16 protein-coding genes are annotated in these 19,014 nt (G+C 61.6%); 6 read left to right on the top strand and 10 right to left on the bottom strand.

What is annotated here, in order from left to right; translation table 11 throughout:
* Positions 1-75 precede the first annotated feature (75 nt).
* From ACFPPA_RS13505 to ACFPPA_RS13515, 3 genes are all read right to left on the bottom strand, one after another.
* Entirely contained in the window at positions 76-777 is a 702-nt protein-coding gene (locus ACFPPA_RS13505) for an HAD family hydrolase (protein ID WP_377320763.1), read from the bottom strand.
* Between the two features lie 16 nt (positions 778-793).
* Complete coding sequence (locus ACFPPA_RS13510) at positions 794-2,137, bottom strand: substrate-binding domain-containing protein (RefSeq protein ID WP_377320765.1); 1,344 nt, start codon at positions 2,135-2,137, stop codon at positions 794-796.
* A gap of 224 nt (positions 2,138-2,361) precedes the next feature.
* Positions 2,362-3,753: a DegQ family serine endoprotease gene (locus ACFPPA_RS13515; RefSeq protein WP_377320767.1), complete on the bottom strand. Its 1,392-nt coding sequence runs from the start codon at positions 3,751-3,753 to the stop codon at positions 2,362-2,364.
* Positions 3,754-4,107: 354 nt separating this feature from the next.
* Between ACFPPA_RS13515 and ACFPPA_RS13520 the strand changes: the two genes are divergently transcribed.
* From ACFPPA_RS13520 to ACFPPA_RS13535, 4 genes are all read left to right on the top strand, one after another.
* Positions 4,108-6,270, top strand: coding sequence for an adenosylcobalamin-dependent ribonucleoside-diphosphate reductase (locus tag ACFPPA_RS13520; protein ID WP_377320769.1), 2,163 nt, complete (start codon positions 4,108-4,110; stop codon positions 6,268-6,270).
* 234 nt (positions 6,271-6,504) lie between these two features.
* On the top strand, positions 6,505-7,092 hold the full coding sequence (locus ACFPPA_RS13525; RefSeq protein ID WP_377320771.1) for a hypothetical protein: 588 nt from the start codon (positions 6,505-6,507) through the stop codon (positions 7,090-7,092).
* A 97-nt stretch (positions 7,093-7,189) separates the two neighbouring features.
* Complete coding sequence (locus ACFPPA_RS13530) at positions 7,190-7,939, top strand: TSCPD domain-containing protein (protein ID WP_377320773.1); 750 nt, start codon at positions 7,190-7,192, stop codon at positions 7,937-7,939.
* 73 nt (positions 7,940-8,012) lie between these two features.
* A complete protein-coding gene (locus ACFPPA_RS13535; protein WP_377320775.1) occupies positions 8,013-9,620 on the top strand; it encodes a DUF6119 family protein in 1,608 nt (535 codons plus the stop codon).
* A gap of 87 nt (positions 9,621-9,707) precedes the next feature.
* Here the strand turns inward: ACFPPA_RS13535 and ACFPPA_RS13540 are convergent, their stop codons facing one another.
* On the bottom strand, positions 9,708-10,499 hold the full coding sequence (locus ACFPPA_RS13540; protein ID WP_377320777.1) for an ImmA/IrrE family metallo-endopeptidase: 792 nt from the start codon (positions 10,497-10,499) through the stop codon (positions 9,708-9,710).
* 436 nt (positions 10,500-10,935) lie between these two features.
* Between ACFPPA_RS13540 and ACFPPA_RS13545 the strand changes: the two genes are divergently transcribed.
* On the top strand, positions 10,936-11,112 hold the full coding sequence (locus tag ACFPPA_RS13545; RefSeq protein ID WP_377320779.1) for a DUF2274 domain-containing protein: 177 nt from the start codon (positions 10,936-10,938) through the stop codon (positions 11,110-11,112).
* On the opposite strand, the gene ACFPPA_RS13550 is transcribed toward ACFPPA_RS13545, so the two are convergent.
* Genes ACFPPA_RS13550 through ACFPPA_RS13575 form a run of 6 tightly spaced genes read right to left on the bottom strand, consistent with a single transcriptional unit; the run spans position 11,059 to position 17,057 of the window.
* Entirely contained in the window at positions 11,059-11,634 is a 576-nt protein-coding gene (locus ACFPPA_RS13550; RefSeq protein ID WP_377320781.1) for a hypothetical protein, read from the bottom strand. The genes ACFPPA_RS13545 and ACFPPA_RS13550 overlap by 54 nt on opposite strands.
* Positions 11,624-12,097: a very short patch repair endonuclease gene (locus tag ACFPPA_RS13555; RefSeq protein ID WP_377320783.1), complete on the bottom strand. Its 474-nt coding sequence runs from the start codon at positions 12,095-12,097 to the stop codon at positions 11,624-11,626. The genes ACFPPA_RS13550 and ACFPPA_RS13555 overlap by 11 nt, the downstream gene beginning before the upstream one ends.
* Complete coding sequence (locus tag ACFPPA_RS13560; protein WP_377320785.1) at positions 12,097-13,752, bottom strand: DUF2357 domain-containing protein; 1,656 nt, start codon at positions 13,750-13,752, stop codon at positions 12,097-12,099. Before ACFPPA_RS13560 ends, ACFPPA_RS13555 begins: the two co-directional genes overlap by 1 nt.
* A complete protein-coding gene (locus ACFPPA_RS13565) occupies positions 13,749-15,425 on the bottom strand; it encodes an McrB family protein (protein ID WP_377320787.1) in 1,677 nt (558 codons plus the stop codon). Before ACFPPA_RS13565 ends, ACFPPA_RS13560 begins: the two co-directional genes overlap by 4 nt.
* Positions 15,391-16,896: a DNA cytosine methyltransferase gene (locus tag ACFPPA_RS13570; protein WP_377320789.1), complete on the bottom strand. Its 1,506-nt coding sequence runs from the start codon at positions 16,894-16,896 to the stop codon at positions 15,391-15,393. The genes ACFPPA_RS13565 and ACFPPA_RS13570 overlap by 35 nt, the downstream gene beginning before the upstream one ends.
* Complete coding sequence (locus tag ACFPPA_RS13575; RefSeq protein ID WP_377320791.1) at positions 16,893-17,057, bottom strand: hypothetical protein; 165 nt, start codon at positions 17,055-17,057, stop codon at positions 16,893-16,895. The genes ACFPPA_RS13570 and ACFPPA_RS13575 overlap by 4 nt, the downstream gene beginning before the upstream one ends.
* Positions 17,058-17,233: 176 nt before the next feature.
* Between ACFPPA_RS13575 and ACFPPA_RS13580 the strand changes: the two genes are divergently transcribed.
* Positions 17,234-18,355 carry a hypothetical protein gene (locus tag ACFPPA_RS13580; RefSeq protein ID WP_377320793.1) on the top strand — a complete coding sequence of 374 codons (1,122 nt, stop codon included), beginning with the start codon at positions 17,234-17,236 and terminating at the stop codon, positions 18,353-18,355.
* Positions 18,356-19,014 lie beyond the last annotated feature (659 nt).

Raw genomic sequence — 19,014 nt, forward strand, 5'->3', positions numbered from 1 at the left:
GAACGGCACCGGCTTGATGGAAGTCAATCGCCAATCATGCGCGTTTTGCCTGCGGATTGCCCGCGTGCGGGGCCTTCAGGTCCGCGCCGGCTGGGCGTCGAGCCAGTCGGCCAGCGCCATCAGGTCCGGCAGGTCCAGCTCGGGCGACGCCCCCAGTTCGGTCGGCCAGGGTTGGCCGTCGCGATTGATCCACGCCGTGCGCAGGCCGGCCTCGCGCGCACCGACCACGTCCATCAGCGGGTCGTCGCCGACATGCAGGATCTGCCCCGGCGCCACGCCCAGCAAGGCCGCGGCGGCCCGGAAGATCCGCGGGTCGGGTTTGGCCACGCCGCTGTCGCGCGCGCAGATGTGATGGCTGAAATGGGCATGGATGCCGATGCGTTGCAGGTCGGCGTTGCCGTTGGTCAGGCTGGCCAGTGGCCAGTGTGCCGTGATCCGCCGCAGGGCCGGCAGGCTGTCCGGATACAGCTCCACGCTGTTGCGCTCGGCGAAGTAGATTTCCCACAGCGCCGCGACCGGTGCCTCGGTGATCCCGCAACTGGCGAACGCATGTTCGAGGGTGAGCTGGCGCTGGGTGGTGAAGTCATGCGCCAGGTCGAGCCGCTCGGCGGCGACCCGGGCGCGCAACTCGCGCATGGCCTCGATCGGCCACGCGCGCGCCACCTCGGGATGGTGCTGCTGCAGCCACGCATCGACGGCCTGGTCGGCCCGTTCCAGCGCCGGCAGCATCGGCCACAGCGTGTCGTCCAGATCCAGCGTGAGTGCGAGTATCGGCACGCCGGCGCTGCCTCGCTCAGTGTTCGCTGACCAGCAGCGTCTGGCCGAGCTTGATCTGGTCGTCGCGGAGGTGATTCCACTTGCGCAGCTGGGTCACTTCGACGTCATGGCGCTTGGCGATCGAACCCAGCGTGTCGCCCTTGACCACCTTGTAGGTGGTGCTGGTCTGGCCCGCATTCGCCCGGACCTTGCCGAACGCCTGCCCGCGGGTGCGGCTCACCGTGGTGGCCGAGCCGTGCGCATGGGACACGCTGCTGACGGTGCTGTCGCTGACGCTGCCGCTGACCCGACTCAGCCGGGCGTTGTCGGCGGCCGCCGCGCGGCGACGCTCCAGTTCCATGCGCGCCGCCACCGTATCGGGCGAGGTGGGCGCGATGGCGACGCGGGCGGCATACGTCGCGCCCGGTGCCGAGATCCGCGGGCCGGAACGGGCGCGGGCGCCGACTTCGGCCAGGATCCTGTCGCGGCGCGAATCGTCCATCGCCACCAGCGCGCGGCCGTCCTGGTAGGGCAATACCGCATGCCGGCGCAACGCGGCCTTGCCCGGATCGGTCTGCATGAAGTCGACGAAGGCCTGCGCCTGTGCCGCTTTGCGGCCATTCGGGTTGGTCACCAGATACAGCGTGGTGAACAGCGGGTAGCTGCCGTCGGCGATATTGGCCACCGTGGCCGGCTTGCCGTCGATCGGGATCGCCTTCAGCTTCGCATCGCCGCGGATGCTGGTGAGGGTGGCCACACCCATGCCGTTCGGGTTCAGCGAGATGCCTTCCTGCAGCTTGCGCGTGTTGACGTACAACCGCGGCGCGGCCACCGGCTGGTTGCCGCGGCCGAACAGCAGGCTGCGCAGGCTGTATTCCACGCCATCGCCGGGGCTGGCCACCGCGTAGACGTCGATCGGCGCATTGCGGCCGCCGACCTCGCTCCAGTTGTGGATCTTGCCGTAATAGATGTCGTGCACCTGCTTCAGCGACAGGCCGCGGATCGGGTTGGAGGCCTGGGTGATGATCACCAGCGCGTCCCATGCGACCGGGGTGAACGTGAGGTTCGCGTTCTGCGCGCTGCCATCGGCGGGACGGGCGCTGCCGGCCAGGTCGGCGCTGCCGTTGCTGACCGCATCGAGACCCGAGGCGGTGTTGAACGGCTGCATCACGACATGGCCGTGGCCGCTGCTCTCCCAGGCCTGGGCCACTTCGTCGACGACGCCGTCGGCGGTGGCGTCATCGCCGCGCCAGATCAGGCTGCCGCCACCTCCTGCCGATGCGCCGGCCTTGCCGTGCGGGTGGCTGCGGGCGAACGCGGTGGTGGTGAGGCAGGCGCCGATCAGGGCGACGGAGAGCAGGCGGGTAATACGTGCGGACATGATGGTGGAAAGCCCCGGCATCTTTGGTAATGAGGTGATGGGGCGAGTATGCGGCCTTGTGGGCACACCCGCCGTGAACTCGACTAGGGTATTCCATCGGCCTGAATACAGAACATCAAGCTGTTTCATGCATTTGCGCGGCGGCAGTGGCCAAAGCTGTGCGCGGGAACACGGCCGGGGAGCGACCCATGCCCGCTTTTGCGGCCCGGCACCGCGTCGGGCGCCTAGTCGATCAGCACATAGCGGCTGCCGTCGCCATTCGCCACCACCAGCACCAGCTGGCGCAGGTGCACGCCGGCCAGGCCGCGCAGCATGCGCAGGCTGGTGATGCGCTGGTTGCCCACGCCGATCACCACGTCGTCGGCGGTGAGGCCGGCGCGGGCGGCGCGGCTGCCCGGTCGCACCGCGCTGATCGCCACGCCGTACCAGCCGTCGCTGCGCTGGCTCTGGCTCAATTCGCTGAAACGCACGCCGGCCAGGCGTGGATCGAGCTGGCCGCCGTCGACGCTGGCCAGTTTTTCCGCGGTCAGCGTGGCGCTCACATCGCGCCGCTGGCCGTCGCGCAGCACGCCCAGGTGCACCGTGCTGCCCAGCGGCAGCAGGCCCTCGGCGTTGCGCAGTTCCTGCACGCTGTGCAACGGCTTGCCGTCGAGCGTGGTCAGCACGTCGCCCGGCTGCAGGCCGGCGTGCGCGGCGGCCGAGTCGTCGCTGACGCCGGTCACCACCACGCCGCTGGAGTCGCTGAGTTTCAGCAGCTGGGCGATCCGCGGGGTGATCGCCTGGGTCTGCACGCCGAGGCTGCCGCGCTGCACCTTGCCGGTGGCGATCAACTGCTTCATCACCTCGCTGGTCAGGTTGCTGGGGATCGCGAAGCCGATGCCGACATTGCCGCCCGAGGGCGAGAAGATCATCGTGTTGATGCCGACCAGTTCGCCGCGCAGGTTCACCAGCGGGCCGCCGGAATTGCCGGGATTGATCGAGGCGTCGGTCTGGATGAAGTTCTGGTAGCTCGAATCGCCCAGGCCGGAGCGGCCCAGCGCCGAGACGATGCCCGCGGTCACCGTCTGGCCCAGCCCGAACGGTTCGCCCACCGCCACCACGTAGTCGCCCACGCGCAACTGCGACGAATCGGCCAGTGGCAGCGCCTGCAGATGCTCGGCGGGAATCTGCACCACCGCCACGTCGGTGCCCGGGTCGGTGCCGATCAGCTTGCCCTTGAACGTGCGCCCGTCCTGCAAGGTCACGCTGATGTCGTCGGCGCCGCCGACCACGTGGTTGTTGGTCAGGATGTAACCCTTGGCCGCGTCCACGATCACGCCCGAGCCCAGGCTCTGCTCGGTGCGCTCGCGCGGGGTGTCCGGCAGGCCGAAGAACTGGCGCACCATCGGGTCGTCGAAATACGCATCGCGCACCGCCACCCGCGTGGTGGTGGAGATGTTCACCACCGCCGGGGTCACCCGCGTCAGCATCGGCGCCAGCGACGGCATTGGCTGGCCGTCGATCGCGGCGGGCAGCGTGGCGGCGCGGCTGGTGCACGGGAGCAGGCCGAGCGCGAGCACGGCGGCGGCCAGCAAACCGGTCAGCCGGGGCAGTCGGCGGGAAGGGCGTGGCGACATGGAATTCCTCCGCAAGCGATGTCGATGGCGCTGGTTCGACCGATCCGCGGCGCGACGGTTCCGTCGATGCGAAATGCTGTCGTAGGTACTTTACTTCCAGCGCCGTCGGGGTTAACTTGCCTACCCGATACCAACCACAACATCTTGTGCTTGAGCACCGGCGCCGAGACTAGCACTGGTGCCGACCGCCACACTCTTGAGGGGGAGTCGTTGTCGTCGGAAACCTGTGGCGCACAGGGCGCGGAGCCATTCTCCGCCCCTGCCGGCCGCCGCAGACACAGCAGAAACGACGTCTGTCGTATCAAATAAAAATCAACGGGGGCCGTGAGGCCATACCGAGAGGTCAGGAAGCCGATGAGCACACTGCGTGCGCCAGCCACCCATTCAGCCACAGGTCGTGATGCCGTCGTGGAGATCCCGCTGCAACCCGCGTCGCTGGACATCTGGGACAAGAAATATCGTCTGAAGGCGAAGTCCGGCGAGCCGGTCGACGCCACCATCGACGAGACCTACCAGCGCGTGGCGCGCGCGCTGTCCGACGTGGAAACCAGCGACGAGCTGCGCGGCCACTGGTACGAGCGTTTCCTGTGGGCGCTGCGCCGCGGCGCGATCCCCGCCGGCCGGATCACCTCCAACGCCGGCGCGCTGGCGCACAAGCCGGCCACCTCCACCATCAACTGCACCGTCTCGGGCACCATCCGCGACTCGATGGACGACATCCTGGAGAAGGTGCACGAGGCCGGCCTCACGCTGAAGGCCGGCTGCGGCATCGGCTACGAGTTCTCCACCCTGCGCCCGCGCGGCGCCTACGTCTCCGGCGCCGGCGCGCATACCTCCGGCCCGCTGTCGTTCATGGATATCTACGACAAGATGTGCTTCACCGTGTCGTCCGCCGGCGGCCGCCGCGGCGCGCAGATGGGCACGTTCGACATCAGCCACCCGGACGTCAAGGAATTCATCCGCGCCAAGCGCGAGGACGGCCGGCTGCGCCAGTTCAACCTCAGCCTGCTGATCACCGACGGCTTCATGGAAGCGGTCGAGCACGATCAGGACTGGCCGCTGGTGTTCCCGGTGCACGTCAAGGAAAAGGACGAGATCGACCTCACCGATCCGACCAGGGTGGTGTGGCGCGAGTGGCCCACCCACGAGAACTACGTCGACCGCGAGGACGGCCTGGTCGCCTGCAAGATCTACAGCCACATCCGTGCGCGGCACCTGTGGGACATGATCATGGTGTCCACCTACGACTACGCCGAGCCCGGTTTCATCCTGATCGACAAGGTCAACGAGATGAACAACAACTGGTGGTGCGAGCACATCCGCGCCACCAACCCGTGCGGCGAGCAGCCGCTGCCGCCGTACGGCTCGTGCCTGCTCGGCTCGGTCAACCTCACCACCTTCGTGCGCGACCCGTTCGGGCCCAAGGCCCGCTTCGACTGGGACGAGTACCGCGAGGTGGTCAAGGTGTTCACCCGCATGCTCGACAACGTGGTCGAGATCAACGGCCTGCCGCTGGAGCAACAGCGCCACGAGATCATGTCCAAGCGCCGCCACGGCATGGGCTTCCTCGGCCTGGGCTCCACCGTGACCATGCTCAAGCACCGCTACGGCAGCGCCGAGGCGGTCGCGTTCACCGAGGAAGTGTCGCGCGAGATGGCCGTGGCCGGCTGGGAGATGGCGCTGGAGCTGGCGCGCGAGAAAGGCCCTGCGCCGATCCTGCTGCGCGACTTCACGGTCACCGGCGACATGCTGCGCAAGCGCCCGGAAATGGTGAAGGACGGCTACAAGATCGGCGACTCCATCCCCGGCCGCGTGCTGCACGCCAGGTACAGCCGCTACATGCAGCGCATCGCCAGCGTGGCGCCGAACCTGGTCGAGGCGCTGGCCGAAACCGGCGCGCGCTTCACCCACCACAGCTCGATCGCGCCCACCGGCACCATCTCGCTGTCGCTGGCCAACAACGCCAGCAACGGCATCGAGCCCAGCTTCGCCCACAGCTATTCGCGCAACGTGATCCGCGAGGGCAAGAAGTCCAAGGAAAAGGTCGAGGTGCTCAGCTTCGAACTGCTGGCCTACCGCGCCCTGATCAACGCCAATGCCAAGGCGGCCACTGACGAGGTCGAGAACAAGCTGCCGGACTACTTCGTTGCCGCCGACGACATCAGCCCGAAAGAGCACGTCGACATCCAGGCCGCGTCGCAGAAATGGATCGATTCGTCGATCTCCAAGACCGCCAACGTGCCCACCGACTACCCCTACGAAGACTTCAAGGACATCTACTTCTACGCCTACAAGCAGGGCCTGAAGGGATGCACCACGTTCCGCTTCAACCCCGCCGCGTTCCAGGGCGTGCTGGTCAAGGATTCCGATCTTGAAAACACCCTCTACCGCTTCGAGCTGGAAGACGGTAGCGTTGTCGAACTGAAAGGCAATGAGCAGGTGGAATACGACGGCGAAATGCACTCCGCCGCCAACCTCTTCGATGCCTTGAAGGAAGGCTATTACGGCAAGTTCTGAGCCCTCTTTGGTGCCCTGGAAGAAAGGCTCACGGTATGTCGTGAGTCCTCTTCGATGGTTTGAAGCAAGGCTCACGACAAGTTCTGAACCGTCGCACGCCCACGCGTGCGGCAACTCAAGCGCGTCCATCGGAGGGGGAGTACCAGCATGTCCATCGACAACGAAAATGAAGTGAGCAACACCGCACCGGCAGTCACCGAGGCACCCGCCGTGGTCCTGCCGGTCCTGCCCGAAGTGCCTGCCGCCGCCGCACCGGTCGCCGCCGCTGCGCCGGCGAAGAAGGCAGCACCGAAGAAGGCCGCGGCGAAGAAAGCTGCACCGAAGAAGGCCGCCGCGAAAAAGGCTGCACCGAAGAAGGCGGCTGCCAAGAAGGCCGCCCCGAAGAAGGCCGCGGTGAAGAAGGCGGCGCCGAAGAAGGCCGCTGCCAAGAAGGCCGCGCCGAAGAAAGCGGCAGCGAAGAAGGCTGCGCCCAAGAAAGCCGCCGTGAAGAAGGCCGCACCGAAGAAGGCGGCAGCCAAGAAGGTTGCGCCGAAGAAAGCCGTGAAGAAGGCGGCCGCCAGGAAGGCGCCGGCAAAGAAAGTGGCGAAGAAGGCGGTCAAGAAGGCCGTCGCCAGGCCCGCAAGGAAGGTCAGCAGCAAGAAGACGGCCAGCAAGAAGGCCGCACCGAAGAAGGCGGCAGTCAAGAAGTCCGCCAGCAAGAAAGCCGTCGCCAAGACGGTCAAGAGGTCCACTGCCAGCAAGAAGGCCGTTGTCAAGAAAGCGAAGCCGGCCGTGAAAAAGGCCGGCGCCGCCAGGAAGAAGACGGCCGCAAGGAAGAAGTAAGCCACACCGCATCCGGCCCGGCGCTGCGCCGGGCCGGATGTTTTTCCACGCCACACGCCGTGTCCGCCCCGGCATCCCTACCGAAAGAAGCAAGCCCATGGCAATCAAGATCGACAAGAAGATCACCGGCTACAACGTGGTCAAGCCCGAAGACAAGGTTGCCGCCGCCCCGGTCGCCGCCGCGCCGAAAGACCCGCGACATGCCGAAGTGAAGCAGGCCGAAGTGATCCAGATGCACGAGAGTGTCGAGCGGCCGGAAACCCTGGTCGGCTCCACCTTCAAGGTCAAGTCGCCGCTGTTCGAGCACGCGCTGTACGTCACCATCAACGACATCGTGCTCAACGCCGGTACCCCGCACGAGCTGCGCCGCCCGTTCGAGGTGTTCATCAACTCGAAGAACATGGACCACTTCCAGTGGATCGTGGCGCTCACCCGCATCCTGTCCGCCGTGTTCCGCAAGGGCGGCGACGTCACCTTCATCGTGGAGGAGCTGAAAGCGGTGTTCGACCCCCGCGGCGGCTACTTCAAGGCCGGCGGCGTCTACATGCCCTCGATCGTGGCCGAAATCGGCGCGGTGATCGAGCAGCACATGAAGAACATCGGCCTGATCCACGACCCGGAGATGGACGACGCCACCCGCAAGCTGATTGCCGACAAGCGCAAGGCGTACGAGGCGGCCGGGGCGAAGAAGGTGGTTGCCGAGGCGGGGCAGGCGGCGGCCGACGATTCCGAGTCCTCGGGCTTCCCGAAGGGCGCGATGCTGTGCCAGAAGTGCAATACGCAAGCGCTGGTGCTGATGGACGGGTGCCAGACTTGTCTGAATTGTGGGTATTCGAAGTGCGGGTGAGTTACTACTGCTAGGCATTCCTTGGTGAATAGCCTGGCTGCAGGACTCTCCGAACAGCCAAGGAGGCAGGTTTGTGGTTACTGGAGCTCACCAAGAAGCGCGCTTTGCTCTCAATATATATCTCCTGAAAGGTGATCCCTGCCTCGCAAAGGAACATGTAGATATGGGAGGGATGACCCAATCAGTTGAGATTAAAGTCGGAGATGAGCAGACCGCAGTTCTCCACTATGGCCAAATGTCCGGTTCGCCAGATTGGCTTGCGCGCCTGTTTGCTTTAGCCAAAGAAGCTCCTGATGCCCTCAAGAGCGCTTCTATTTCGGCCATCCTCTTGGTTGAAGCGAATGGTCGGTTATTTGCGCTTACGTTCGGCCATGCGTGGCAGAAAGTTAAAATATCGGCTGTTGAGCCGAATTTCGGGATCAGGTGCGTCTTAAATCTAGCGGAAGAGCGATCTCTTCGCGCTATTAGGCGCGATCGAATAGCTGAGGAGTCGCTTCAGGCAATCGAACAAATACCCGATAGCGATGGAATCTCCCGGTTCGGTATGAACATCGAGAAGGATCTTCTTCGCGGGGTGAAGGCCAAGATTGATTCAGATCTTGGCTTTGGTGCTTGGGTGGCGGGCGCAGACGCATTTAAGACGTCGATCGATCTATCAACTGAATATTTAACTGCGTTCTTGTCCAGATGCCTTAAGCTCCACGCAATGGATGAATACAAGAAGCGATTTTCTTGGGTTGATAATATTGCTCCTCTTCGCAACTCCTCTATCGAGCCGATTCTTGCTCAAGAGCTCTCGCACTTAGTGACCCAGAAGGATGTTGGTATCACCTTGTCAGTTCCCGATCTTCTTAGCTGGGATGATCACGACTATTTTTCCTTTGAGCGGAAGAGAAAAGGTCAAGCGCCCTGTGCGAATCATTTGGAACTTAGCCAGTGGGTGGAGTACGCATCTGCCGCATCTGCAGATGGCCACACTATTACAGTCGACGATCTAAATAATCGAAAGATCTACGCCTTCCGTCAAGGGGGCCTCGAGAACGATAGCTGGCCAGTTTTCCAGTGTCTTCATGGAATAGTTAAGTATAAAAATGAAGTTTACCTTGCTCATTCAGGGAAGTGGTTTATTTTAAACCGCGATTTCGTCGACGCAACCAATAAGCGGGTGACCGAAATTCCGCATGCAACATTGGTGTTGCCGAGTTCGACTATTTCTGAGCATGAAGGAGCCTTCAATGAACGTGCAGCCATGGCATCGGGCGGCCACATCATGTTGTTGGATAAGAAACTTATTCCGCACGGCGGCGGCTCCAGTAAGTTCGAGGTGTGCGATCTCCTTACTCAGAATGGTGAGCTGATTTGCGTTAAGCCGTGGGGCGGTGGATCTGGGTCACTCAGTCACTTATTTTATCAAGCAAAGAATGCAATAGCTTTGTTGAATAATGACGCATCCTTTCGTGATAAGGTGCGGTTATATATAGACAAAGCGGATCCCACTTTTACTGTAATTTGGGACTATATCTGCGCCAACGCCGAACAGGCCGAAGTTGTTCTTGCCATACTTCGTGGCTGCTCCAAGGAGTCTTTGCCATTCTTTGCCAAGTTGGCGCTATGTGATTGTGTTTCCGATCTGCGCAGCATGCGGTTCAAATGTACGTATGCGGTAATTATCGCCGTATGATCAAAAAAGGTAACCAAGGTAACCGCAAAAAAAAGTGGCCGAGTTTATTAAACACAAATGACCACATGGGGCGGCATCCTGCTTTGCCTAGCCCGCAACAAAGCCCAGCTCCTCCAGTCGGATTGCCATAGTCGAAATGGAAACGCCGAACTGTGTCGCCAGGGGCGGGAATACTTCTCCGTTGTAGCGGCCCAGGCCAGCGAGTGTCCGGGCTAGAATCCACCTGGGGACGCGCTTCCCTTGGAATGGCTCGGCGGCCGGTCCCAGCGCCATCCGGGTTAGGTCGTTGAGCTCGAACACCTCGGTGTGAAACACCGCCAAAAAGCGGGCGGCAAGGAGCTTTTCGGGCACTAGGAAGAAGGCGCTGAACCGATCGGCAGCGCGTTCCTGCGGATCGCTGGAGCGGGCAGACCCCTCAATGGGGCGGTCCCGATGGATACCGCCGGCGTGCGGATGGAGCACGGCATGGGCCAGCTCGTGTCCGGCAGTGAAGCGCTGAACCGCTTCCGGAAGCGTCGGAGAGATTCGCACTTCGCGGCGATCCCGATCAATAACACCGGCAACCTCCAGATCATTTCCTCGTCCTGCGTGCTGACCGACGTCTGCTACATAGGAAAGCTGATAACCGTGCAGCTTAAGGGCGTGTCCTACGTTGAGCAGTTTGACCGCATCGGCGGGCACTTGGTCGCCCCAAAATTCCCGGCGCCGGTGCCACAGCTGACGGTGAACCTGAGCCACGGCCGCCGCAACGGCTCGATCCGAGGTGCTCAGCGGTCGGGGCCGACGGCGTAGCGGCTGGCGAACCTCCTCCCGATGGATCTGTTCAGCGTGCGCGTAGGGGTTCTGGAGCCGCACGCGATCCAAATGCAATTTGTTCAAGTGTCCAGCCGTCATGACGTTGCTCCAAGATTAAGGGAGCCAGCCCGACAATGACTTGCTGGCTCGACACAATATATATGGTTTCTGATCGCCAGACAACACAACATGTGCGGCTTATAAGCGGCCCTCATCCGTTCCAAAGGGAGAAGGTGTCAGGGAGCGTTTTCTGATCTTTGGGTTGAAGCAAAAGCTATCGTGCGCTTTCGGCGCGCGAGTAGCTCTCACGTGGCCAAGAGAAATTCACCAAAGAGAAGGCTACCCTCCTCGGCGCTTGTCGGGCTCTGCCGGGCAAGTTTGTGAGCCGCGCCCAAGCTTTTCGACAGGGTATCCTGCCCTGACGAAAAGGAGCCGACATCCATGTCGTCTCCGTTGCGGGCCTGTCGAACACGACTCACCGCCTCATAAGCGAGTAGATCAACGGCAACGGCAACGGAAGATGCAGTTCGTGGTAGGGCCGACCTCGACCGCTACGCGGTATGCGCGCGTCTATGGCGAAGCGGTCGATGCGACGACACTGATCTCCCACATGCTTGATGCCTTTATGGCAAGAGACAGGGCTTCAAACGGCTGGCGTGGTAACCGGGGGACGGGATTGTTCCGCGGGGCGGGTTGATGAGGGGAGGATTGCAGCACCTGGCTTAGGATAGATCTGGCGCCCGGCGCCCAGTGCCCTTTGAGAGCGGGCAACGTACCAAGCGTTCATTCTGGTATCCCAGCTTCGAACAGCACAGAATTGTTGCCAGTCAAGTTCGATGATGCGTTCCAGAGTGAGCTCGTCATTAACCAGAACGATGAGGATGAATTCGAAGAGCTGCCGGTCTCTGTCTGACGGGTCCGGGTAAATGGTTCCTGTCTTCTTCGCTTTCTGCAGAGTCTTGATGGAGTAGCGGTTTCCCTCCCGGGATATAGCATCGATGCTCTTGGTGCCGCGGGGAGCGGCGGCGAGCACAGAGAGATCCGGCCGCTCTTTAAACAAAGCGATGGCAAGCTTTTCGCCAATTTCCCCGACATTGAAATTCAGGCCGCGTTTCCTCGTCTCTGTGTCAACAGCGGCACGTAGCTCCATCAGCTGTACGTCGCTAAGGGAATGCAGGCCTGCAGGTTCCTTGCTCAATTTCTTGTTGTCATTCTTCATGCGTTCTGACCTCTCCCCGGATATTGATCAATATAGCTTCCTGCGACAGCAGGAACGCCCGGCATTGTCTGATCACCTCGTTTTCGGGGAGCCTGGCAGGGCCTTTGAGGCTGCACTCCCACACAGTTGCAACGCGCCATCCCGACTCCAGAAGAGCAGTAGTGGTCCGCTCATCCCGGGAGCGGTTGGATGCGATCTTGGCGTCCCAGAAATCGCGACGCGTCGTCGGAAGTTTGAACATCGGGCAGTCGTGCCCGTGCCAGAAGCAGCCGTGAACGAAGATCACTGCGTGATAGCGGGGGAATACTAGGTCAGGGCGACCCGGAAGCTGCCGATCCTGCAGTCGGTAGCGAAATCCGCCGGCATGCAGTCCCCGCCGGACAAACATCTCCGGCTTGGTGTCGCGTCCGCGGATCCGGCTCATATTGAGCTGGCGCTGATCCGGAGTGAGTACATCTGCCATCACCGCGTCCCGGCGGCATCCGCAACAATCGTTTTGAGACTGTTACGCAGTTCGTTACCGCCCATCCCGGGACGCAATGTAACCGCGCCGAAGCGGAATTTTTCCCGGTACTGAGGATGGAAAAGTCGTCCGGGAACGGAGGTGGTCCTGAAGTCGGTCTCGAGGACGGGGACGTGCGGTGTCAGCAGATAGGCGGCCGTGACGATGCCCTCAATTTCCCCGTCGCCGGCTTCTTGCACCAGGGCATCGCGATACGTGTGGATCGAATTCAGTGCGTCATTCAATCCATCATTGATGCGGTACTTGGCATCCAGGATGATGACCTGCCGTCCCGGGCCGCAGAGGCCGGTGCCGGCCAGAACCACGTCAGGCACCATCGTCCGGCTGAAGCTTCCTTCGCCGCCAGGCTCGACCCAGTACTCACGGTACTGACGTTGAAAGCATAGGACTTTATCAGGACCGACAGGCACGACGACGGTGCCTGCGGAAATCGTCAAGGCACCGGCCGCGTCGGCTGTGAACAGGCCGCTGAGATCAACGCCGGTTGGCCCGTACTCCTGGACCGCCGCACGAAGAAGGCGCAGGAAACACCACAGTTCATACAGCTCGTACGTCCTGGCCAGCGGCATTTGTAGGAAATCGCCAAACAGGGCTGCGAGACCCAGATTCATGTCCTGCCATAACCGGTAGAAACGGTGGTAGACAGGGTCATTGCGGAACAGCGAGGACATCTGCAATGGCGCCAGGTCGTCACTGACCTCCGTCATGAAGCCTGAACCGGCGGCATCGTTGAGGCTGCGTGCGATATGCCGTGCACGGACAGCCCAACTGCCGGCAACCGTCAGCATCTCCGGATCGGCGGCATTGTCTTTCTTCGCGAGTACATCAGCCACGCACGACAGCCACGCTGCCCAGGACCTGAGACTGGCCTTGATCTGCCGGTGCTCAGGGATGTCCAAGCTGCTGCGACGCTGGCGCACCGTGATCTGTGCGGGCAGGCGTCCGGCGAGAGCCGTGGGCAGTCGGGATGGCTTACTGGTCTCAGTCCGGACCCGGCCTGTCCGGAAGGACTTGATGATTTCCGGTCCAGTTGCACGTACAGCGCGGTGTGACGGCACGGTGACCTGTTCCGCACGCAGGAAATGCCTGGGCGAACGGTTGATCGTCGTAATAGTCGTCGTAATCTCTTCAGCTCGTGAACGCAGGAATTCCAGCCGGGCCAGAGGCGGTGGCCTGTTACCCGGCTGGCGGGCAATGCCTTTGCGGAAAGCGCTGAGCGAAAAAAGCGCGAAGGTGTCTTCCAGTACCTCGCGCACCATGGTGTCAAAGTCGGCACGGGTCAGCTTGCGCAGGTCCGGATCGGTCGTGATCTCAAAGCGGCGGATGCCTGCGCCGGGAATTTTTAGCGCCGCTTCTACCGAACCGGCATGGAATCCCGGTGTCCACCGCCATCGCGCAACACGCGCTTGTCGCGAGCGCAGGGCTTCTACCGGGACATCGTCGATCAGCAGATCGGCCGTGAGTGCATCATCGCTGTCGCGCAGTTCAAAAAGGTAAGAGGAAGCTTCCCTGATGGCGCCGGCAGGGATCACATCCTGGGCAGGCCAGACCTGCCAAGCAGGCCCTCCGCCCTCGTTTTGGATGTAAAGGTTCACCGCATTGCCTGGAAGGAGCCGAATTCATCCAGGTCTCCCAGCAGTCTGCGGATGTAAGCCTGGGCCCGGGGGAGGCCATCACAGACCTTGTTCAGTGCGTTGAGCAGAGGGCGCTGGCGCTCAGCGCCACGCAGCTTCACCAGGATTTTCTGTACCAGCAGCTGGTCTGTGACGCTGTCTGCAGGGTTCTTGAGGTGCTCTGCATCGAACGCGTGGTATCGCACGAACTCCTCAATCACCCGGTAACCGAAGCCCAGACCGTGTTGTTCCAACAGTGCGTGGATTTCGGTCAGCTTCTGCTCGGATACTTCCTTCGGGCCCTGCAGTTCCGGGTGCCGCGTAATGAGTGATGTCAGGAAGCCGGAGACATCCACAGCCGACATGTCGATCACCGATGCACGGTCCAGCACCTTGTCGCTGACAGGATTGGTGGTCTCGTCGACGTTGATCGTACCGATGATGTACAGATTGGAAGGGAGGGGGATTTCGGCCCGGACGCTGGCACCGGTGGTGCCTTCCAGCGGAACGCCGTTGGAGTGAAGTTGCAGGGCTCCACGAGACTCGATGGCGGACAGCACGTCAGACAGGTAGTGCTCAACGCGCGCGAGGTTCATCTCGTCGAGGATTACGAATACCGGTGATTCCCGGTGTGCAGTGGCCACCAGCACCGCTTCCAGGAAAGTCGGTACGACGTACCGGTTTGTCAGTACATCGTAGTAGCCGGTCAGGCCGGTGGGATCAGTCCATTCAGGGCGGACAGGGCATTCGAAGAGCAGAGGATCCGTTGCCGTATTCGATGTCAGGCCATGAACCGCACGGGCGTACTTGAGCGCCAGTTGCGTTTTACCTGTCCCTGACAGGCCCGAGAGAATCACGAAGTGCTTATGGTCCAGGAAGTTCAGTGCGGCATGAAAACGCCTGATCTCGCCATTCGGGTAGTAGCCGCCCAGAACTCCGACTGCGGCCTCGATGCCGTTGACCGGAATGGCTGGCGGCATGCGGCGCATAGACGGATTGAGTGTTGCGGTATCCGTCCAGACCGTAAGCTCGTGAATCTTTTCCCTGCCAACCAGCGTGCCCAGCCAGCCGATGAACTCGCGGGCAAGCAGGCTGCGCCGTGCGGAAGCCGTAGGCGGATACAGTGCGACCACGATCTCATCCGGCTCGGTGGACGGGCCGAAAGGCGAAAGATCGAAAACCAGACTGTCCCAGAACTTCGCATTGCGCAGCCACAGGCGTCCGTCGCTGGCCAGATAGATCGGTACCAGATTGTTCCTGGCGCTGTACTTGATGATGGTTTCGGGAGCTTCTGATTCGTCGCTTTCACCGGCGGCTTCGAGTGAAAACTCAGTGTCTTCGCCTGCGCTCTTTGCCATCGCGCCAAGACGTTTCATCTCGGCGAGACGTGCGAGGAATTTCGCTTTGTCTTTGCGGACGAGGACGGCAAAGTAGACCTCATCCTCCGGCGGAAACCGGAGGACGCAGCCGAAGATCAGGGCTTCCGCGTCCTCCTTGACGTTTTCCAGATTGACTACGCCAAGTTGAATACCTCCCTCGACGATCTTGGCGCTGTTCGAAACGCCGAACAGCTCGCGCGGGCGGACAGCTTTTGATGTGCCGAAGTGCTTCTGTGCCGCTTCAAGAAACTGCCGCTGCCGATCGACGAGGCTCATCTGCCATTTCCTTCTTTGTGACTGCCTGTTTGATGGTCTGCATCATGTGAGTAGCGAGTGCTTTGGCCATCAGGGGAGGAACCGCATTACCGATCTGCTTGAAAGCCGGGTTCATCGTGCCGCTGAAGCGGAAGCCGTCCGGGAACGATTGCAGACGTGCTGCCTCCCGAACGGAAACAGTCCGGGCCTGCTTACTGTCGTAATGGATATGGCTGTAGCCGTCTTTGCCCAGGTGAGCCATGAGCGTGCGTGCCGGCTGATCAGCCCACATCTTGCGCCACTTGTTCGGGAACTTGCTGGCGTCATAGGGAGGGACAATTGAGTCCCAGAGGGCCTTGTACTTTGCCGAACCTTCCGAAAGTTTTTCTCCCCGGGCACGCGCAGCAGCCAGACGTTCGTGGAACATGTCGATGGCGTGGGCATGGGCCTCAGGGTACTGATCGCCGGGGTTCATGCGGGCGAACAGCGGGTAGTCCCGCGGCAGGTAACGGATGACATGATCTTTCGGTCCCCCCTCAGGACCCTCATGCCCAGGCCATGCGCGCATCAGTGCCGCATATGCAGAAGGCTTCCTGCGGCTGTAGCCAACGGCGGTGTCGAAGCGGCGCGCACCACGGGCGATCTTCCCGGCAGCGAGCAGCTCCCGGGCATTGATAGCGGGGAGGTCTCTCAATGCGTCCTTCGCCGTTACTGCGGGCGGCAGATCGCTGGTTGCAGCCGGGGGGGGCATGTAGGAGTGCGCCTGATCGACCAAGTCACGCAGTGCCTTGAGTGCGACAGAGCGGGAGCCCTCATAACCCGGTGGCAGTACCAGCCAGTGCGTAGGCGAGGGGAACGACACCCTGGCTCCTAACTCTTTACGGTAAGCGATCAGGAACATGCGCTCGCGCATCTGCGGAACACCGTAGAACGCTGCATTGAGCAGGGTATAGCCGCAGATGTAGCCCTTGGCCTCAAGCACCTCGCAGGTTTCCTCGGCGATGTTCTGGCCACCGTGATTCAGGATGTCAGGCACGTTCTCCATAAGCACAGCCAGCGGCTGGAACGCATCGACATACTCCAGATACTTCTTGTAGAGCTGAGCGCGCGGATCATGGATGAAGGCTTCGGGATGCTCCTCGATTTCGCGCAGCTTGGATCGGCCGACACGAGCGAATGCTTGGCAGGGCGGGCCACCTACGACAATGTCGAAGGCATCCGCGACGTTGCCCAGATCAAGCCGGCGACACAGATCCGTCGGGGAGGTTTTCGTGATGTCGATCGGCTGGCTGTGGGCTTCGGCACCACTGTGGAAGTTCAGGCCATGGGATCGGGCTGCATCAGGATCAAACTCGACGGAGGCCCGCATCTCAAAGCCTGCCGCTTCGAAACCCAGGGAGATGCCGCCGCAGCCAGCAAACAGATCCAAAACACGGGGCCGGGCGTCCTTCTGAAGGCGCGCCAGCTTACGAAGGATGACGCTGTTATTCATGAATCGGATCCTTGTCGCGCAGACAGGTGCAGGGGCAGTTCCAACTGCCCCTGGTACTCGTCTAAAAAGCGTTGCACGGCCATGCGGATGACCCAGGCGGACGAAACGTGGTTCGAGTCGGCCAGTGCCTGAACCTGGAGATGGACGTTCTCAGGCAGCATGACGGAAGTCCTGATGGTCTTCCGGTCAGAAGCGATGGGGCTGCGTGCCATGGGCTGGAAATCACTGGTAAAAGTGGTGCTATTGTGCACCACAGTGCATATCCTTGCACCAGATGACGATGGCGGTTTGAGGCAGGCGTCTCTGCTGCACTTTCAAGAGTAAGGAAGGGAGTCTCATGCCCCGCAAGCTAGCGTTGAAGCGTCTCACTGCCTCGGACTTGACCCTGTTCAAGTGGCATTTTCAGAACCGCCCGGCTGGCAACCAGAAGGCCTTTAACCTAGATGCCGATGTTCTGGTTGGCAGGTTGTATCCGCAGCTTGGTGAGCTTGCCTTGGTACCGCAGCCACGATATCCGCTTGATTTGTACCTGTGCGGGCCGGGCCTTTCACCAGCTAACAATCTGCAGCGAAAAATCCTGAAACAGCGGAAGAACTGGCGCCTCAACGGGGAACTGATCGACAACCCTGTGGAAAACCCGGAGCTGTACAACGTACTGGCACCAGGAGATTTTGCCTTGCTCGGGTTCGCTGGCGATGGGACGCCGACGACTGCGAATGTGGTTCTGGTCGCAGGCGCACTGCCAGACGATGCCAGACTCCACGCTGAGCTTGCCCACCGCTTTGCGAACGGGTCTATGTGGGTCTTGGATGATGAGCTTGTTCAGGAGATTCTTTCCGCGGCGTCGCCGCCGGCAGGCCATCCATTGTACGACTGGGCCGACACCAGCCTGCTGGAGGACGCCGTACTTGGTGGTGCGGCAGGCGCAGAGGCGATTAATGCACGCCGCGGCAGCCGGGGTATCAGTCCCGAGGATTTCATGCGTTCGCGCCGCAATGCGGAAGCAACCGGCGTTGCCGGTGAGGAGCTGCTGAACGCATGGCTGGATGGAGAGCGAGGGGAGGGACGTATCCAGGCGTTTGAGTGGACGGCCAGCATCAACGCTGTAGCGCCTTATGACTTCCGGGTGACGGGTCTGGCCAACGAAATCCGCGTGGTGGATGCAAAAAGTACAGTCGGTGGATTCAGTAACCCTGTCCACCTGTCCCTGGCGGAGCTTGCAGTTGCAGTAGGCGGCCCCGATCCGTACGACATCTGCCGTCTTTACGAGGTTACCGAGGACGGGGCAAAGATGCGTATTGCAAGGAATATCGGCCCGTCATTGCAAGGCATCCTTGTCACGTTGAGTGCTCTCCCCGAAGGAGTTACGGCCGACTCGATATCGATCCGCCCGGAAAGTCTGAATTTTTCCGCAGAGGTGATCTTGCTTGGTCCACCGGAGGCCGAAAGACAAGAGTGATGTCTTTCCATATGTATGCATAGCAGCGCGCACGAAAGCGTGTGTTGGGGCTTCACAGGGCTGGTTAGCATGTCCAACTATTCCACAGAGCGTGTATGCCGTGCGCCCTTTGTCGAGCGACACTCGATGAGTGCCTGTGGTACTTGGCTTTACAGCTTGATCCGAATCCACTTGGATGGCGTTTTACTCGACGACGCAAAACAGGGCACTGTGGTGCCTGATTTGCGGCGAGCCATGCGGACCGCGTCATGCTGCCATCAACCGCGCGAAAAGGGCTATCTGGTGGGGCTTGCAGATGGCCGCCTCACGAGATCTGGCCCCGTTCTTCGGGGTTTGGATCGACGCTTGGCTAGGTACAGCCCGACAAGACCGACTGCTGTGCTGTCCATGATGCGCACTGCGCAGGCCAGTTCTGCGTCGCTGCAACTGAAGTTGCCGCACCAGTAGGCTCGGCAGAGGGGGCTATCCATGTCGATATGCTCGTCCATGGCGGTCACGTTCGCGCAGTTTGGCCCTCGCGGATATCAGCGGCTGGATCGGGGTTCTGTAGGTGCTTGCCACCGGTGGGGCCGGGCATTGCTGCGCCCGGCCAAAACGGCTTGGGGAAGACGAGCTGGCCTCTTCTAAGTCACCGCTTTCCGTGCTCGGACATCTGCAGT

It is taken from the genome of Rhodanobacter ginsengisoli, from assembly GCF_042657065.1.
Lineage (GTDB): Bacteria > Pseudomonadota > Gammaproteobacteria > Xanthomonadales > Rhodanobacteraceae > Rhodanobacter > Rhodanobacter ginsengisoli.

Coding starts and splice junctions, on each gene's coding strand:
- ACFPPA_RS13545 (WP_377320779.1), top strand. CDS start 10,936: ATGCAGTTCGTGGTAGGGCCGACCTCGACCGCTACGCGGTATGCGCGC.
- ACFPPA_RS13530 (WP_377320773.1), top strand. CDS start 7,190: ATGGCAATCAAGATCGACAAGAAGATCACCGGCTACAACGTGGTCAAG.
- ACFPPA_RS13555 (WP_377320783.1), bottom strand. CDS start 12,097: ATGGCAGATGTACTCACTCCGGATCAGCGCCAGCTCAATATGAGCCGG.
- ACFPPA_RS13520 (WP_377320769.1), top strand. CDS start 4,108: ATGAGCACACTGCGTGCGCCAGCCACCCATTCAGCCACAGGTCGTGAT.
- ACFPPA_RS13515 (WP_377320767.1), bottom strand. CDS start 3,753: ATGTCGCCACGCCCTTCCCGCCGACTGCCCCGGCTGACCGGTTTGCTG.
- ACFPPA_RS13580 (WP_377320793.1), top strand. CDS start 17,234: ATGCCCCGCAAGCTAGCGTTGAAGCGTCTCACTGCCTCGGACTTGACC.
- ACFPPA_RS13575 (WP_377320791.1), bottom strand. CDS start 17,057: ATGCTGCCTGAGAACGTCCATCTCCAGGTTCAGGCACTGGCCGACTCG.
- ACFPPA_RS13550 (WP_377320781.1), bottom strand. CDS start 11,634: ATGAAGAATGACAACAAGAAATTGAGCAAGGAACCTGCAGGCCTGCAT.
- ACFPPA_RS13565 (WP_377320787.1), bottom strand. CDS start 15,425: ATGAGCCTCGTCGATCGGCAGCGGCAGTTTCTTGAAGCGGCACAGAAG.
- ACFPPA_RS13510 (WP_377320765.1), bottom strand. CDS start 2,137: ATGTCCGCACGTATTACCCGCCTGCTCTCCGTCGCCCTGATCGGCGCC.
- ACFPPA_RS13570 (WP_377320789.1), bottom strand. CDS start 16,896: ATGAATAACAGCGTCATCCTTCGTAAGCTGGCGCGCCTTCAGAAGGAC.